The 16,708-nt window shown below is 65.2% G+C and carries 17 protein-coding genes; 11 read left to right on the top strand and 6 right to left on the bottom strand.

Annotated elements, in window-relative coordinates:
* The first annotated feature begins 182 nt into the window (after positions 1–182).
* The 8 genes from FAZ97_RS33215 (at position 183) to FAZ97_RS33180 (ending at position 9,019) form a co-directional block, all read left to right on the top strand.
* Positions 183–1,139: a chemotaxis protein CheV gene (locus FAZ97_RS33215; RefSeq protein ID WP_233271944.1), complete on the top strand. Its 957-nt coding sequence runs from the start codon at positions 183–185 to the stop codon at positions 1,137–1,139.
* 267 nt (positions 1,140–1,406) lie between these two features.
* A complete protein-coding gene (locus FAZ97_RS33210) occupies positions 1,407–2,858 on the top strand; it encodes a DNA-binding protein (protein ID WP_158762993.1) in 1,452 nt (483 codons plus the stop codon).
* A gap of 311 nt (positions 2,859–3,169) precedes the next feature.
* Positions 3,170–4,405, top strand: coding sequence for an ABC transporter substrate-binding protein (locus FAZ97_RS33205; RefSeq protein WP_158762992.1), 1,236 nt, complete (start codon positions 3,170–3,172; stop codon positions 4,403–4,405).
* A gap of 85 nt (positions 4,406–4,490) precedes the next feature.
* On the top strand, positions 4,491–5,702 hold the full coding sequence (locus tag FAZ97_RS33200) for an ABC transporter substrate-binding protein (protein WP_158762991.1): 1,212 nt from the start codon (positions 4,491–4,493) through the stop codon (positions 5,700–5,702).
* 28 nt (positions 5,703–5,730) lie between these two features.
* Positions 5,731–6,603, top strand: a complete 873-nt coding sequence (locus FAZ97_RS33195; protein WP_069266856.1) for a branched-chain amino acid ABC transporter permease — start codon at positions 5,731–5,733, stop codon at positions 6,601–6,603.
* A 5-nt stretch (positions 6,604–6,608) separates the two neighbouring features.
* On the top strand, positions 6,609–7,598 hold the full coding sequence (locus FAZ97_RS33190) for a branched-chain amino acid ABC transporter permease (RefSeq protein ID WP_158762990.1): 990 nt from the start codon (positions 6,609–6,611) through the stop codon (positions 7,596–7,598).
* Positions 7,585–8,325, top strand: a complete 741-nt coding sequence (locus tag FAZ97_RS33185) for an ABC transporter ATP-binding protein (RefSeq protein WP_158762989.1) — start codon at positions 7,585–7,587, stop codon at positions 8,323–8,325. Before FAZ97_RS33190 ends, FAZ97_RS33185 begins: the two co-directional genes overlap by 14 nt.
* Complete coding sequence (locus tag FAZ97_RS33180; RefSeq protein WP_158762988.1) at positions 8,318–9,019, top strand: ABC transporter ATP-binding protein; 702 nt, start codon at positions 8,318–8,320, stop codon at positions 9,017–9,019. The genes FAZ97_RS33185 and FAZ97_RS33180 overlap by 8 nt, the downstream gene beginning before the upstream one ends.
* A 2-nt stretch (positions 9,020–9,021) precedes the next feature.
* Here FAZ97_RS33180 and FAZ97_RS33175 read toward each other — a convergent pair whose 3' ends face one another.
* From FAZ97_RS33175 to gtdA, 4 genes are all read right to left on the bottom strand, one after another.
* Positions 9,022–10,230: a 3-hydroxybenzoate 6-monooxygenase gene (locus FAZ97_RS33175; RefSeq protein ID WP_158762987.1), complete on the bottom strand. Its 1,209-nt coding sequence runs from the start codon at positions 10,228–10,230 to the stop codon at positions 9,022–9,024.
* 36 nt (positions 10,231–10,266) lie between these two features.
* Positions 10,267–10,917 (bottom strand): maleylacetoacetate isomerase, encoded by a 651-nt coding sequence (maiA, locus tag FAZ97_RS33170; RefSeq protein WP_158762986.1) that lies wholly within the window; start codon positions 10,915–10,917, stop codon positions 10,267–10,269.
* Between the two features lie 29 nt (positions 10,918–10,946).
* Positions 10,947–11,645 carry a fumarylacetoacetate hydrolase family protein gene (locus tag FAZ97_RS33165; protein ID WP_158762985.1) on the bottom strand — a complete coding sequence of 233 codons (699 nt, stop codon included), beginning with the start codon at positions 11,643–11,645 and terminating at the stop codon, positions 10,947–10,949.
* A gap of 97 nt (positions 11,646–11,742) precedes the next feature.
* Complete coding sequence (gene gtdA, locus FAZ97_RS33160) at positions 11,743–12,792, bottom strand: gentisate 1,2-dioxygenase (RefSeq protein WP_158763380.1); 1,050 nt, start codon at positions 12,790–12,792, stop codon at positions 11,743–11,745.
* Positions 12,793–12,956: 164 nt separating this feature from the next.
* On the opposite strand from gtdA, the gene FAZ97_RS33155 reads away from it, so the two are divergent.
* Both FAZ97_RS33155 and FAZ97_RS33150 read left to right on the top strand, forming a co-directional pair.
* Complete coding sequence (locus FAZ97_RS33155) at positions 12,957–13,895, top strand: LysR substrate-binding domain-containing protein (RefSeq protein WP_158762984.1); 939 nt, start codon at positions 12,957–12,959, stop codon at positions 13,893–13,895.
* A 90-nt stretch (positions 13,896–13,985) separates the two neighbouring features.
* Complete coding sequence (locus FAZ97_RS33150) at positions 13,986–14,402, top strand: Rap1a/Tai family immunity protein (protein ID WP_158762983.1); 417 nt, start codon at positions 13,986–13,988, stop codon at positions 14,400–14,402.
* Positions 14,403–14,435: 33 nt separating this feature from the next.
* Here FAZ97_RS33150 and FAZ97_RS33145 read toward each other — a convergent pair whose 3' ends face one another.
* The gene (locus tag FAZ97_RS33145) at positions 14,436–14,840 is read right to left on the bottom strand and encodes a rhodanese-like domain-containing protein (RefSeq protein WP_158762982.1); all 405 of its coding nucleotides are present in this window, start codon (positions 14,838–14,840) and stop codon (positions 14,436–14,438) included.
* A 102-nt stretch (positions 14,841–14,942) separates the two neighbouring features.
* Between FAZ97_RS33145 and ftrA the strand changes: the two genes are divergently transcribed.
* The gene (ftrA, locus tag FAZ97_RS33140; protein ID WP_158762981.1) at positions 14,943–15,926 is read left to right on the top strand and encodes a transcriptional regulator FtrA; all 984 of its coding nucleotides are present in this window, start codon (positions 14,943–14,945) and stop codon (positions 15,924–15,926) included.
* A gap of 63 nt (positions 15,927–15,989) precedes the next feature.
* Here the strand turns inward: ftrA and FAZ97_RS33135 are convergent, their stop codons facing one another.
* Complete coding sequence (locus FAZ97_RS33135) at positions 15,990–16,646, bottom strand: alpha-ketoglutarate-dependent dioxygenase AlkB (protein ID WP_158762980.1); 657 nt, start codon at positions 16,644–16,646, stop codon at positions 15,990–15,992.
* Between the last annotated feature and the right edge of the window lie 62 nt (positions 16,647–16,708).

Raw genomic sequence — 16,708 nt, 5'->3', positions numbered from 1 at the left:
CCGGGACTCAACTGCTGGTTAACCAGATAAACATTGGATAAACGCGTAATCCGGTTCAAGCTGGACGCGCCCGTGCCGTTAGTAGGGGAAAGCTCAGGCGCCACGCGCAAAGCAGCCGCACAGCCGTAAGCCGGATGACCGGTTCCCCGCGCCGGCCGCAACAGAACATTATGGAGTACCAATTGAAATCAGTGCAACAGCATGGCGTGGATGAGCGCACCACCCTGACGAGCAATAACCGCCTCGAACTGCTCCTCTTTCGCCTGGGTTCGGCGCGCAAGGGCGCGGCGCGCGGCCTGTACGGCATCAACGTCTTCAAGATCCGCGAAATCGCGACCATGCCCGAGCTCACGCCCATTGCGGGCTCGCCCGAGCACCTGGCCGGCGCGGTGGATATTCGTGGCCAGATCATTCCGGTGATCGATATCGGTTCGATGATCGGCTCTGTCTCGGAGAAGCCGCCGGGCATTCTGCTCGTGACCGAGTTTTCGCGCGGCACGCAGGCGCTCGCTGTGGAGGAGGTGGAGGACATCGTCCGGCTGGAATGGAGCGAGGTGCTGAGCGCCGAGTCGAGCGGCACGACGGGCTACGTGACGGGCGTGGCGCGCATCAATCCGGGCACCGAGAACGCGCGCCTTGCACAGTTGCTCGACGTCGAGCAGATCATGCGCGACGCCTTCCCTGAGCAGCATACCGAAGTGCGCGCCGACGCCGTGGGCGAAGCCGTGCGCCTCGCGGGCGGCCGCATTCTTGCCGCCGACGACTCGGGTTTTGCCCGCGCGCTGATCGGGCAGGCGCTCACCGCGCTCGAAGTGCCGCACGTGATCGCCCACAACGGACAGGCCGCATGGACGATCCTCCAGCAGATGGCCGCCGACGCGCAAAACGAGGGCATTCCGGTTCGCGACAAGGTTTCGCTTGTCATCACCGACCTCGAAATGCCCGAGATGGACGGCTTCATGCTCACGCGCAAGATCAAGGCGGATCAGCGTTTGAAGCATCTTCCCGTGTTGATTCACTCGTCGCTTTCGGGCAGCGCCAACGAGGCGCACGCGCGCAACGCGGGCGCGAATGGTTACGTCTCCAAGTTCGCCCCCGCGGAGCTTTCGGCGGCGATCCGCAAGGCGCTGGCAGCCTGACCGAAGCCCCGGGAACCGTGTGCTCCGGGCGGGATCCCTGCGCGAGACCGGCGAGCTTAGCCGCAGCCCCGCCGCGTCAGGCCCCGGTCCGGGTAGTGGCGTCGGTTTGACGCGAAATTCGGCGCGAAGTTGGGCGCGAAGCGTGGCAAAGAGCGCAATTCCATGAACACCCCCCCTTAAACCCGGCTTTTCCATCGATTAACCGGGGGGTGGTTGGCTGACAATCTCTAGAAACGCGGGGTGGGCTCGCACTTTCTCGAGGCAGATATGTCAAGCAGCATTACGATCACGGACGAACTGGTTGCGGAAATCGCGGAACGGATGGCCGACGAGGGCCAGAAGGTTTCTCCCATGGCCATCTGGTCCGAAGTCCATACCGGCTCGGTGGTCGCAGTCGCTGCGTCGCTGCGCAAGTGGCGCGAAGAGCGCGCCCCGCGAGTGCAGCAGGTCGTGGAACGCCCGGCTTTGCCGGAAACGGTAACGGACACGATGCGCGACGCGCTCGACCGTCTGTGGACCTCCGCGCAGGACGAGGCCGAGCGCGCCGTGGCGCGCCGCCTGCAGTCGATGCGCGAGCGCGTCGAAGACGCGTGCAACGAACGCGACAACGCGCTCGAGGAGCTGCAAACCACCGTCCAGGAACTCGACGCCCTGCAAGTCCAGCTGGACAAGATGACGCGTGCCTTCGAGACGAAGACCGATGCCGGGTCGGGTCTGGAGGAAGACATCGCGAGCGCGATGCAGCGCGCCGAGGCAGCGGAACAGCGCGCGGAGCAGCTGGCCGAGCGCGTCTCGACGCTCGAGGCGGAACTGGAGGGCGCGGTCGCCGAACTGGCAGCCGAGCGCGAGGCGCAGGCGAGCCAGACCGCCGCAGCGGAAGCCGCAGCCGAAGCGGAAGCCGCAGCCGCAGCCGCGGAGGCGGCCGAGCAGGCCGAGCCCGCCGCCTCGACCGAAGATAACGAAGCGGAGCGTGCCGCGCTGGAAGCGGCGCACGCCGAGGCCGTTGCGAAGCTCGAAGGCGAGCTGGAAGCCATTCGCGCGGCGCTGCAGGCCGAGCAGGAAGCCCACGCAGCCCAGCGCGAGGAGGCCGCCGGTGCACAGGCCGAACGCGACGCCGCCGCCACCGAACTGCAAAACGCCCAGCAACAGCTCGCCAGCCTGAACGAAGAGCGCACGGCCGACGCTTCCGAAATCGAACGCCTGACGACGAGCTTGTCCGAGGCGCAGGAGCGCGCCGAAGCCGCACAGCAGCGCGCGACCGAACTGGCCGAACTGGGCGAATTCGCCAATGCCGCGGCGTCGAGCGAAGCGGCCGAGGGCGTAGCCGAGGCACAGCCTGCCGCCGCCGACCCGGAAGAAGTCGAAGCGCTGAAGGCCCAGCTTGCCCGCGAGACGGCAACGCACGCCGCCGCAATCACCGATGCGCGCGAGAACATCAAGCGCTGGTCCGAGTATGCGAACGGTTTGAAGCAGCAACTGGCCCAGGCGAACGAAAAGGCGATCGTGGGCCTTGCCCGCAGCGCCGGCGAAGCCTCGCTGAGCCGCCGCCTCGCCGCCGAACTGGGCCAGGTCGCGCCGGAGCATGACCTGCTGCGCAAGGAGGCCCAGCAGCAAGTGGTCGTCGAAGCGGTCAGCGCGCATCTGGAGCAACAGGGCTATGCCTACGACGCCAAGACCGGCATGGTCTCGAAGCTGAGCACCGAAAACGCACCGGCCTGAGCGCCCATAGACCGTCCGTTTGACGGCGCATCGCTTGCGCGGTGCACCGGCCCGTACCCAAGACCGCTGCCTGAGTGCAGCGGTTTTTTTTCGCCCCTCCTCGATGGCTCCTTCGGCGGCACGTACCCAGGTATCGGGATAAATGCCGACTTCCAGTGAGCCGAACGCCCGCTTTCCCGAAAACGAATTGTTGGCTTCGCGTGCCTGAACCACACTGGCACCTGTCCAGTGGCGCGCCCAGGCGAATCAGGCGAGCGCCGCGCAGCAGCACGCCAAAGTACACAAAAGCCCCGGAAGGCATAGGAGGAGACATGACGCGACTCGAGCCGCGCGCGCAGCACGCGAGCATCGGCAAACCCGCAAGCGAGCGCCCCGCACCGAGGCGCTTGCGCAGCGCCCTGGCAGCGGCGCTGGCCATCGCACTCGCGCCGACGCTTGCGCACGCAACGGAATGGCGCGTGGGCGTGGAACTGCCGCTGACCGGCGCGCTCGCGCAGGCGGGCACCGAAATGTACCGCGGCATCCAGGTGGCGGCCGACATCTACAACCGTCGCCATCCGCAGGACAAGATCACCCTCGTCGCCGTGGACGACGAATCGAACCCGGCCAAGGCCGTTGCCGCCGTCGAACAGCTCGCCTCGCAGCACGTGGTCGCAATCGCGGGCGCGGCCAATTCGAACTGCGCCGGCCCGGCTTCGGAGGCCGCGAGCAAGGCCGGTCTCGTCTACGTGACCTCGGGCGGCACCAGCGACGACATGGTCACGCGCGGCCTGAAGAACTTCTTTCGCGTAAGCAACACGCCCGGTTACACGAAGGGCATGGTGGGCCTCTTCAACACGCTGGGCGTGAAGTCGGTGGCGATCGTCTACTCGACGAAGGACGCGACGAGCGACCTCGCCAAACAGCTCGACACGGCCCTCAAGGCGCAGGGAGTGAAGACCTTCCTGCATGCCTACGATCCTTCGATCAGCGACTTCAAGCCGCTCATCAACAAGGTCAAGCTGCAGGACAAGCCCGACGCCATGGCGATGCTCGGCTACGAGAACGACTACGTGGGCATTCTGCGCGCCTCGCGCGTGCTCAAGCCCGACCTGAAGGCGATTGCGGCGCCGTGGGCGTTCGCGAGCCCGAAGATGGCGCAGTCGTTCCCCGACCTCGTGCCGAACGTGTATGGGGCAACCGTGCTGTCCTCGCCGGCCGACTATCGCTCGGCGGACCAGCGCGACTTTTCCGATACCTACCAGCGGCTCTTCAAGACCACCTCGAACTATCAGTCGCAGACGTCGTTCGTCTACGCGCAACTGCTGTTCGACGCGATCGCCTCCGCGCAGAAAGCCGGCACGCTCGACAAGGGCGGTCTGGCCGACACGCTGCGCGCCACCCAGCGCGACGACACGTTCCTCGGCAAGGTGGCGTTCGACGCACGCGGCGACAACGCGAACTACGTGGCGCACATGGGCCAGTTCGCGCGCGACGGCAAGCTCGCGCTCGTCTGGCCCGCGAACTACGCCACGTCGAAGCCCGTGTATCCGGGCGTGCCGTGGTAAGCAAGACATAGAACAACGAAACAGGGCGAGCGCTGCGTTTGAACGGCGCCGCTACCTATCACCGAGACTAAGGTTTGGAGGATCGATGGTCCGCTTCGCTACTCGCAGCAAGCCGCGCGCCCTCGTGCGCGCGCTATTTCGCATCGGCGCGGGGGCGGCGAGCGCCTGCGCGCTGCTCGCACACACGCCCGCCGCATTTGCCGACACGCTGCCAGTGGGCGTGGAGTTGCCGCTCACCGGCTCGATGGCGCGCGCAGGCAACGCGCAGCTCGAAGGCATACGCCTCGCCGCCGATCTCTTCAACAAAGGCAGCGGCAAGCACAAGGTCGCGCTCACCGTGGTCGACGACGAGGCGCAGCCCGCCAAGGCCGTTTCCGCGGTGGAAAAGCTTGCTTCGCAAGGCGTGCTCGCCATTACGGGCGGCTACGGCTCCAATTCGGTGAGCCCGGCTTCGGAGGCGGCCGACAAGGCCGGCATCGTCTATATCACCTCGGGCGCCGTGGACAGTGCGATGACCTCGCGCGGCCTCAAGCATTTTTTCCGCATCGGGCCCGCATCGGGCTACTCGAAGGCCGTGGTGGGGCAATTGAACGCCATGGGCGTGAAGTCGGTTTCGATTCTCGCCTCGACGAAGCAGGCCACCACCGACCTTTCCAACGAAGTCTCCACGCAACTGCGCGCGCAGGGCGTGACGGTGACCGTGCATGCGTTCGACCCGGCGATGACGGACTTCAAGCCGCTCGTGAACAAGGTGCGCTTGCAGGACAAACCTGAAGTTCTGCTGATGATCGCGTATGAAAACGACTATATCGGCATTCTGCGCGCCGCCAAGGTGTTGCGCCCGCAACTGAAAGCCGTGATGGGCGCGTGGTCCATCGTCACGCCGAAGATGACCGCCGACTACCCCGACCTCGTGAACAACGTGATCGGCTGCGCGATGCTGCCATACCCCGCGGACTTCGGCACGGCAGACGGCAAGGCGTTCGTAGAAGCCTATCAGGCCGCGTATCACAAGGAGCCCGACTACCTGGCCGAATTCGCCTACGTGCAGTCGCGTCTGCTGTTCGACGCCATGTCGCGCGCGGCCGACGCGGGCACGCTCAAGCAGGACGGCATTGCGGCCGAACTGCGCGCGAAGCCGCACGACACGCTGATCGGCAAGGTGAGCTTCGCGCCGAACGGCGACAACCCCGCGTTCCTGAACAACATGGCGCAGATCCAGGGCAATCGCATCGTGCTCGTGTGGCCGAAAGAGCGCGCCACGGGCAAGCTGAACTACCCCGCGCTACCGTGGTAATTGCGCGCGCAACGAAGGAGGAGCCGCGATGACGGACCTGTTGCTGCAATCGCTGTATTCGGGCGTGCTCGTGGGTGGTGCTTACGCGCTCGTCGCATTGGGGCTCGCGCTGGTGTTCGGCTCGATGCGCATCATCAATCTCGCTCACGGCGAACTGGTGCTGCTCGCCGCCTATATCGCCTACACGTTCGAGACCAAGCTCGGCCTCAACCCCGTGTTCGCGATTCCGGTGGCGATTCCCGTGGTCTGCGCGGCTGCGGCGGCCGCGTGGTATCTCGTGAGCCGCATCAAGCGCGACCGCGAGCTGAACTCGCTGATTCTCACCTACGGCATCGGCATCGTGCTGACCAACGCCGTGCTGCTGGGCTGGGGCGCCGACGTGCGCTCGACCGGCAGCGCCTGGCTGCAGGACAGCGTGATGCTCGGCAACCTGCTTTCCATGCGCAGCGAAGTGCTCTCGTTCGGCATCAGCGTCGTGCTGATGCTCGCGCTCTGGTGGTGGCTCTCGCGTTCGTGGTATGGCCGCGCCGTGCGCGCGATCTCCAGCAACCGCGACGCTGCGCGCCTGATGGGCATCGACCCGCGCAAGACCGAGCTGATTTCGTTCGTCGTCGCGGGGCTGCTCGCTTCGTGCGCGGGCGTGTCGATCTACGCGTCGAGCGCGATCCAGCCTTCGATTGGCGAGGCGCTGACCGTGAAGGCGTTCATCATCACCGTGCTCGCGGGCGTGGGCTCGATTCCGGGCGTGCTGGCGGGCGCAATGCTGCTCGGCATTACCGAGGCGCTTACCGTCACGCTCGCCAGTTCGGCGCTGCAGGAACTCGCAGGCATGCTGCTATTCCTGCTCGTGCTCTACGTGCTGCCGAACGGCTTGTTCGGCGTGGCTAAACGAAGGGGATGAGAACGATGTCGACATTGAAAGCCACAACGGCCGGGTCCGGCCCGCGCGTGATTGCGCTCGCCGTAGTGCTGCTCGTGCTTTATGCGGGCGTGCCGCTCGTGTTCGGGCAGAACCTGTATCTCATGAGTCTCGCGGTGGCGTCGCTCACGATCGCTGGCGTGGCGCTGGCGTGGGCACTGCTCGGCAACCTCGGCGGCATGGTGAGCTTCGGGCACGCGGCCTTTTTTGGCGTGGGGTCGTATATCTCCGCACTCCTCACGTTGAAGGCCGGCTGGCCCGTGTTTCCCGCGATGCTCGCGGGTGGCGTGGGAGCCGCAATCGCTTCGCTCGCCATGGCGCCCGCGCTGCGCCTGAAGGGCCCGTACTTCGCGCTCGCCATCCTCGCCTATGCGCAGATCTTCCGCATCATCGCGACCGAATGGTCCGATCTCACCGGCGGCGCGAGCGGTCTGTCCAGCATTCCGGGGCTGCCGAAGGTGGCGGGTTTCGACTTCGGCAGCAAGAGCGGCGGCTATCTCGTCGTGCTCACGCTCGTGCTCGTCTTCGCCGCGATCTATGCGCGGCTGCGCGGCAGCCATGTGGGACTCGCGCTGCGTGCCATGCACGAGTCGGAGGATGCTACGCGCGTGGTGGGTGTGAACAGTGTGATGCTCAAGCTCGCCATGCTGATGCTCTCGGCGCTGATGACAGGGCTAGTCGGCGCATTCAACGCGCACTACATCAACTTTCTCGAACCCGATTACGCGTTTAACGCGAGCTGGGCCGTCGTGCCGATCATCGCGGCGATCTGCGGCGGCTATCGCACCATACTCGGGCCGCTGGTGGGCGCGGTCACGGTGTATCTGGTGGATCAGCTCGTGCTCAAAAGCCTGCTGCCGACAGGGCACCAGATCGTGCTGGGCATCCTGCTCGTCACGATGATCATCGTGAGCCCCGCGGGTCTGACCGCGCTGCGTTTCAAACGTACCCGGCGAGGTGTTTATGCAGCAAGCTGATCAGGCGGCGGAACTGCGCTTGCAGGATGTATCGATCCGTTTTGGCGGCATCACGGCAGTCAACGGCGTTTCGCTGTCGCTCGGCACGCGCGACGTGGTGGGCCTGGTCGGTCCGAACGGCGCGGGCAAGACCACGCTTTTCAATGCGATTTCAGGGCTCGTGCGGCCCACGAGCGGTTCGATCCGTTTCGGTGACGTCGATCTTCTGAAATCGCCGCTTTATCGGCGCGCGCGCCTTGGGATCGGGCGGACGTTCCAGGTGCCGCAGCCGATGCACGAACTCACGGTGCGTGAGAACCTGATCGTCGCGCAACGCTTCGGCACGGGGCGCGTGGACGAGGCGCGCATCGACGAAATCCTCGCGTTCCTGGGTCTCGAAGGCAAGGCGCAGCGCGACGCGGCGACGGAACTCGCGCTCACCGAGCTCAAGGCGCTGGAAGTGGCGAAGGCGCTTGCCACGGGGCCAAAGCTGCTGCTGCTCGACGAGGTCCTGGGCGGGCTGGAGACGGCCACCAAGCGTCGCTTCATGCAAACGCTGCTCGCGGTGCACGAGCGATACAACGTAGGCATCCTGATCATCGAGCACGATATCGAAACCGTGATGAACCTGTGCCGCCGCGTGTGCGTGCTCAACTTCGGCAAGCTGATCGCCGATGGGCCGCCCGCCGAAGTGTTCCGCGATCCCGAAGTCGTGCGCAGCTATACGGGGGAGGCCGCCCATGCTTGAAGTCAGCAGCGCCCGCGCCGGCTATGGCGCGATCAACGTGTTGTGGGACGTTTCGCTCAGTATCGCGAGCGGAGAAGTCACGACCATCGTGGGCCCGAACGGCGCAGGCAAGACCACGCTGCTGCGCGCGATCATGGGGCTCGTGCCGCTCGAGCGCGGCCAGATCACGTTTGATGGCGCGCCGCTTGCGGGCGTGCCCACCTGGGACATGGCGCAGCGCGGCATTGCAATGGTGCCCGAAGGGCGCATGATCTTTCGCGACATGTCGATCGAGGAGAACCTGATGCTGGGCGCGTTCGCGAAAACGCGGCGCGCGGCGGCGAAATCGCAGCTCGAAGAGGTCTACGCGCTGTTCCCGCTGCTCAAGGAGCGCCGGGCGCTGCCCGCGGGCACGCTCTCGGGTGGTCAGGCGCAGATGCTGGCGCTCGGGCGCGGGCTCATGTCCGCGCCGCAACTCATGTTGATCGACGAACCTTCGCTTGGGCTCGCGCCCGTCATGGTGCAGGAGGTGTTCGCGATTCTCGACCGGCTCAAGGCTGCGGGGCGCACCATCGTACTGGTGGAGCAGAACACCAACATGGCGTTGCGCCTGGCCGATCAGGTGTATCTCATGCAGGGCGGCAAGGTCACGTTCGCTGCGCGCGCGAAGGACGTGAACGTGGATGAGCTTCACGACATGTACTTCGCGCGCTAGTTTCACACCGCGCCGGTTTCGAGGCAGTTCGCGGCGCTCCAGCCGTAGAGCCACTGCAGCGAGTCGTAGAACTGATCCTGGGTGCGGCCCACCCACAGCGCATTGCGCACCAGACGGTCCACGCCCTTCGCGTGGTAGATGCGGCCCATTTCGCGCGCGGAGTAAAGCACGCGCGCCGTGCGCGGAATGCGCGCGGCTTCATAGCGCTTGAATGCCTCGACGAAATCGCCATCGGCTGCCTTGACGGCAACGCCTAGCGTGACCGCGTCCTCGAGCGCCTGGCAGGCGCCTTGCGCCATGTATTGCGTCATCGGGTGCGCGGCGTCGCCGAGTATCGTCGCGCGCCCGAAGCTCCATTGTTCGACCGGGTCGCGGTCGGCCGTGGCCCAGCGCTTCCACGATGTGGGCCGGTCGAGCATCTGGCGCGGCAGGGCGTGAACTCCTTCGAAGTACGAAAGGACCTCTTCCTTGCTGCCGTCGCGCACACCCCAGACTTCCTGCCCACGGCTATGGAAGGTTACGACGAGGTTGTACTGGCGGCCGCCGCGCAGCGGGTAGTGCACGAGGTGGCAGTGCGGGCCCGCCCAAACCACCGGCGCGTTGATCCGCAGATCCTCCGGCATGTTGTCCACGTCGACCACGGCGCGGTAGACCACGTGACCCGTCACGCGCGGTTCGTCGCCGATCAGCGCCGCGCGCACCGCGGACTTCACGCCGTCGCAGCCGATCACGGCGTCGGCGCTGTAGCGCTCGCCATGCTGGTCGATCACGGTGACGCCTTGATCGTTCTGTTCGAGCGACTTGATCTGCGTGTCGGTGCGGAACTGGATGAGCGGGTTGTCCTTCACCGCTTCGAGAATCGACAGATGAATGTCCGCGCGATGAATCACGCCATACGGATTGCCAAAGCGCTCGCGAAAACGCTCGCCCGTTTCGATGCGTACAACGGGCTTGGCGTTGGTCGCGTCCATGAGTGTGAGCGAGTCGGTGAACACCGCGCGATTGCGCGCCGCTTCGCCCGCGCCGAGCGCGTCGAGCGCGGTGAACGCATTCGGCCCGAGCTGGATGCCGGCGCCGATCTCGCCGATCTGCGGGGCCTGCTCGAGCAGCAGCACACGGACGTCGGCGCGCGCGAGCGCGAGCGCCGCTGCCAGTCCGCCGATGCCGCCGCCCACCACGATCGCGCTGCGCCTGGTGTTAGAGGAATGCATGTCTTGTCTCCTGAATGACTTGTTCGAGGCGTGTTGCTAGGCGGTGTAGTCGGGCTGACGCTGCGGCTCGGCCGCTGCGAATGCGGGATGCTCGCTGGCGTGCCGATAAACAGCCATGCTGCGTTCGTAGGCCGAAAGGTCGCAGCCCATGCGCAGCGCGTTGGCGATTTGCGGCACGAGGCAGCAATCGGCCAGTGTCGGCGCAGCGCCGAAGCACCACGGTCCATCGTGCGACCTCGCGGCTTGCGCGAGCAGACGCTCGACGCCCGCCATGCCTTCGGCGATCCAGTGGCGATACCACGCGCTCTTCTGCTCTGGCGTGACATCCAGCACGTCCTGCAGATACTTGAGCACGCGCAGGTTGTTGACGGGGTGGATATCGCAGCCAATCAGGTACGCGAGTTCGAGCACACGCGCACGCGCTTGCGGCTCGGCCGGAATGAGGCGCGGCTCGGGATAGCGCGCGTCGAGCCAGTCGATGATGGCGAGCGACTGGCCCAGATGAAAGTCGCCTTCGGCGATCGCCGGTACCGCCGCCGATGTGTTGATGTGCTTGACATAGTCCGGCGCGCGATGCTCGCCGGTGCGGATGTTGACGCCGAGGTATTCATGTTCGACGCCCTTGAGCCGCAAGGCGATGCGCACGCGGTACGAAGTCGAGCTATTGAAGAAGCTGTAGAGCTGCACGATGGACCTTCCTGTAGAACGGATGCGCCTCAAACCACCTTGACGGTCAGCTCGCCCAGGCGCTCGACGCCCACTTTCATGGTGTCGCCGGCTTTGACCGGGCCCACGCCTTCGGGCGTGCCGGTGAAGATCACATCGCCCGGTTCGAGGCGGAAGAACTTCGAGAGATACGAAACCGTTTCGGCCACCGACCAGATGAGGTGGGACACATCGCTCTTTTGCTTCGTTTCGCCGTTCACGGTGAGCCACAGGCCCGCGTTGTCGAAGTGGCCGGCGACGCTTGCCGGATGCACGGGCCCGACCGGCGCGGAAAGATCGAACGCCTTGCCGATCTCCCAGGGGCGGCCCATTTCGCGCATCTTCATCTGCAGGTCGCGACGCGTCATGTCGAGGCCCACGGCGTAGCCCCACACGTGCGAGAGTGCGTCTTCCAGGGCGATGTCCGAGCCCGCCTTGCCGATCACCGCGACGAGTTCGGCCTCGTAGTGGTAGTTCTGCGTTTGCGCGGGATACGGCAGTTCGAGCGTTTGCCCATAGGCAACGGGCACGATGGCGTTATCGGGTTTGCAGAAGAAGAAGGGCGGCTCGCGGTCCGGGTCGAAGCCCATTTCGCGTGCATGCGCGGCGTAATTGCGGCCCACGCAATACACGCGGCGTACGGCGAACTGATCGGTCGAGCCAGCGACGGCAAGGGCGACGGGCGCCTCGGGCTGAAAAACGAATGCCATGATGGTTGCTCTTTGAGAGAGTAAAACTGGATTGATATGGATTCCGAATTGATAAGCGAGCTTGTATCGAACCGAACACGCGCTCGCCGTCAAAGCGTTAGCTGATGCGTTCCTCGCGCAGCAGATTGAGCGCGGCGAGCACAGGGCGATCGGAATAACTGAAGAGCACGGCGTCGCTTTGCGCTTCGAGTTGTACCGGCACCCATGAGGGCGCGACGAACACGTCGTGCGGGTCGAACGTGAAGCGCTCCTCGCCGATCCGTACCGCGCCGTGGCCTTCCACCACGCAATAGACGGTCGAATCGGTGCTGCGGTACGTCTTGCCCTTGAAGCCCGCGGGCAAGAACTGCATGAACGTTGCCATGGTGGGCATAGGCCAGCCGCCCGTGGCCGGATTCACGTAGCGCAGCTTCACGCCATCCCAGTCGTCGAGCTCGCCGTTGCGGTAGAGCGTGTCGAGCGCTTCGCGGCTGCGTGCGTACGGATAGCTGAAGATCGGCGAGGTCGGATCGCTTACTGTGTGGCGCACGGGCAGCATGTTGTGGCCAAAGCGCGCGTAGCTGTCGCCTTCGGGGCGCGCAACGGGCTGCGTGGCCTCGGGGTAGTTCTCTGCGAAGCCCGCATCGAGGTGCCCAATGAGCGGAATGTCCAGCCCGTCGAGCCACACCACGGGCTCACCGCCTTCCTCGACGGACGGGTTGCCGTGGTCGTGCCAGGTCCACGAGGGCGTGATGATGAAGTCGCCTGGGTGCATGGTGGTGCGCTCGCCGTTCACGGCGGTCCACGCGCCCTTGCCTTCGACGATGAAGCGCAGCGCCGATTGCGTATGGCGATGGCTCGGCGCAATCTCGCCGGGCAGGATCAGCTGCAGGCCGCCGTAGAGATTCGGCGTGAGGCTCGATTTGCCCGGCAGCCCGGGGTTTTCAAGCACGAGTACGCGCCGGATCGCCTCTTCTGCGCTGATGACCGAACCCGCCTGCATGACGAGTTCGCGCACTTGCGCGTACTTCCAGATGGCGGGCAGGGCCTGCGGGCGCGGCGACTTCGGCACGAGGGCGTGCAGCGACTCCCAGAGCGGCGACATGCCGCTGCGCGCGATCTGCGCGTAATAGGCGGCGCGTTCGGGCGCGACTGCGTTGGCTGACATGCTGGACATGCGAGTCTCCTTTGTTCCTGTGTATTTGGCCGTGCGGCGGGTCAGTGCTGCGTTTCGCTGCCGTTGACCGAATTTATAAGCCAGCGAGCCATATCCAGTAAAATGATGAATTCTTCTTATCCATATGTTTTTGGGTATAGCTTGGCGGAGGACACATGGACTGGACACATCGCCTGCGTCTGCGGCACCTGCAGATGCTGCTTTCCGTAGCGCAGACCGGCAATCTGAGCCAGTCGGCCGAAGCGCTCAACACCACGCAACCGGCGCTTTCCAAGTGGCTCAAGGACCTCGAAGCCGACATCGGCCTGCCATTGTTCGAGCGCCACGCGCGCGGCCTGCGACCCACGCCTTATGGCGAGGCGCTGATCGAGCACGCGCGGCGCATCGAGGGTCATCTCGACAGCGCGCGCGACGACATGGACGCGCTGCGCGAAGGCGGCAGCGGATTGATCTCGATCGGCACGTCGGGCGTTTCGGCGGCGGACACGGTGCCGCTCGCGGTCGCGCGCCTCATCGAGGCAATGCCGCGCGCGCAGGTGCGACTCGTGGAAAGTACGATGAACCTCATGATGCCGGCGCTCGTGCACGGGGACCTCGATATCGTGGTGGGACGCGCGGCCAATGCGCAGGTCGACCCGACGCTTGAAATGGAAACGCTCTATCGCGACCCGGTGAACTTCGTCGTGGGGCTTGGGCATCCACTCGCGAAACGCCGCAAGCTGGACTGGCCCGATTTATTCGAGTACGCGTGGATCGTCTGGCCGGAGGGCACGCCCATTCGCACGGCGCTCGAAGCGGCGCTGGCGGCGGCGGGGCGCAGCATGCCGCGCCACACCGTGGAATCGAATTCGTCGATGCTCAATGTGACGCTGCTGAACCAGACGCGCCTGATCGGCGTGGCCTCGCACCGTGCGGCTGTGCGCTTCGAGCGGCTCAACGTGCTGCGCGTGCTTGCCATGCCGATGCCGCTCGGCAGCTCGGGTGCGGTGGGCATGTACTGGCGGCGCGACAGCGTGAGCCGCGCGGCCGTCGCGCTGGCGCTCGATTGTTTGCGCGAGAGCGCGAATCCGCCGGAAGACGGGCAAGGGCAATGACGTGAAACGCTGACGAGGGACAAGCTGGTGGAGCCCACCTGACGTTATGCTGCGCGGCTGGATTTTTCGCACGCACAGGTTCTACCCGAAATGAAAAAGTTCGCCCTTGCAGGACTCCTCCTCGCCAATGTGCTGTGTACCGGCAGCGCCCTTGCGCAGACTCCGTTTGCACAGACTGCCCAGCCGACGGCGGCGCAGGTCCAGGCCCCGGCCCCGGCGCAGCCCCCGGCTCCCACGATTGATCAGGGCGATGTGTTCCTTGGCGTATGCCAGAAGCCCGAGAATCTCGACGCGTGCCTCATGTATTACGCCGGCTACACGAACGGCGTGCTGGTGCAGTCTCTCATCGACAAGCAGCGGCCACGGTACTGTGTGCCGCCGAACGTCAGCCGCAAAGACCAGCTCGCTACCGTGATTACATGGATGAAGCGGAACCTCGATCATGTTCTTGAGCCCACCGCGGCCGTCATCTACAAGGCGTTGGCCGGAACGTTCCCCTGCAAGTAAGCGCGACGCACTATTCCAATGTGCGGCAGGCGTTTATCCCGCCTCTTCGACGACCAGCTCGAAGCCCTCGTCGAGCCAACCCGTTACACCGCCGATCATCACCTTGACGGGCCTTCCCAACTGCGCGAGGCGGATCGCACCACGCGTCGCGCCGTTGCAATGCGGCCCGGCGCAGTACGTCACGAACAACGTTTCGGCGGGCCAGGCGGCGAGCTTCGACGCGATGATCTTCCCGTGCGGCAGGTTGACCGCCCCCGGCACATGGCCTGCCGCATAGCGCGCGGGACCGCGAACGTCGAGCAGTACGAAATCCGGCGGTTCGCTGCCCGTGAGTGCTGCATGCACATCGGAGCAGTCGGTTTCGAAGCGCAGCGATGCGGTGAAATGCGTGAGCGCTTCGTTGCTCCCGGCGGCGGGAATGGCGGATACGGTCGACATGAATGCGGCTCCTGAGTGTCGCGTTGAGATGGCATCCATTGTGCGAGGCAGGCGGCATGACAGGCCAGTGGCGCGATTGCCAATCTCCGGTAACATTGCGCCATGAATCAATCGACCGATCATCTTGTCGTCGCGCTCGCCTACGACCGGCTCTGCACCTTCGAATTCGGCTGCGTGACCGAATTTTTCGCGCTCGAGCGGCCGGAGCTGGACGTCGACTGGTATCGCTTCGCCGTGTGCGCGCTCGAGCGGGGGCCGCTGCGGGCTGCCGGTGGTATCACGGTGGAGGCGCCTTATACGCTCGCGATGCTCGATCGGGCGCAGACCATCGTCATCCCCGGCTGGCGCGACGCGGACGAGCTGCCGCCCGCGCCGTTGCTCAACAAGCTGCGAGCGGCCTATGCGCGCGGCGCTCGCCTGTGCTCGATCTGTTCCGGTGTGTTCGTGCTTGCGGCCGCGGGGGTGCTCGACGGCAAGCGCGTGACGACGCATTGGCGCTATACCGAGCGCTTGCAGCGGCGCTATCCGGACGTCATCGTGGAGCCGCAGGCGCTCTACGTCGACGAGGGGCGCATTTTGACTTCGGCGGGGTCTGCTGCCGGGCTCGACATGCTGCTCCACCTCGTGCGGCGAGATCATGGTCCTGCGGTGGCCAACCGCGTGGCGCAGCGGCTCGTGGTCGCGCCGCATCGCGAGGGCGGACAGGCACAGTTTGTCCCGCGTCCCATGCCGCCCGACGAAGCCAGCCGTCTCGCGCAACTGATGGACTGGGTGCGAGCCAATCCGAAACGTGAGCACAGTGTCGAGTCGTTGGCTGCCAGGGCCTCCATGAGCCCACGGACGCTGCAGCGGCAGTTTCGCGAGGCGACGGGCATGGGGCCGTATGAGTGGGTGTTGCGCGAGCGCGTGGCGGTTGCGCGCGATCTGCTCGAGTCGAGGCCTCGCCTTGCCATCGCACGCATTGCCGAGCTTGCGGGATTCGGTTCCGAAGAATCGATGCGGCGGCACTTCAGGCGTATCGCGCTGACGAGTCCGAGCGCGTATCGGGCGAAGTTCGGCACGCGCTCAGGTGGCGAGACTGCGTAAGACACGCGTCAAGCTTTGCGTGCGAACTACCGGGTCACGACACGAGCACGAATGACCCAAGGCTCATTGAGGATCCCGCACGCCTTGCGCCGAACTCATGAAGTTGACGCTGATTCGCGCCTCCACGATGCCCGGTTCCTTGGGCACACAATGCACCCAGTCCTGCTGGGACCGCCCGCCCATCACTACCAGGTCGCCGGAGGAGGGCTTAAAGGTCATGGAGCTGCCGCCTTTTATCGGCTTGATCAGGAACCGTCGGGTCGTTCCGAGCGTCAGGACGGGCACGATGCACTCCAGCTTTCGGCACGAGCGATGGTCGCGGTGCCAACCGGTGCTGTCCTGTCCATTGCGATAGAGGTTCATCCACAAGCCGTCGTAAGCCACACCGTAATGAGTCGAGAGCGCGCGAACGGCCTGCAGCAGGCGTTCCTCCGGCACTTCACCAAGTTCTTGATAAACCGCCGTCATGCGTGGCTCGCGAATCATCTTGTTGTACATTCGCCGATCATGTTCGAGCCAGGGAACGCTGTCGCGCATCTGCTCGTAGAGCAGGGAAGCCCCCGAAATCCAGCCAGGCACGACTTCAACCCAGGAATGAGCGTCGAGAGCGAAACGCTTTGCCGTTCGGAAGGATGTGTCTATTGAAAAGCGGGTGTTGCCGCCTCCAAATAGATCGCTCTGGGCATGTATCGGGTTCAGGGTTTGTGTGAGTGTATTCATCGCGCGAATCGACCACTTTCGGCGGCGCTCAGGTACACACGACCGGGAGGGGCGTCGATAAG

This window comes from Paraburkholderia acidiphila (assembly GCF_009789655.1).
GTDB classification, from domain to species: Bacteria; Pseudomonadota; Gammaproteobacteria; order Burkholderiales; family Burkholderiaceae; genus Paraburkholderia; species Paraburkholderia acidiphila.
This window is presented reverse-complemented; position numbering and strand designations above follow the sequence as displayed.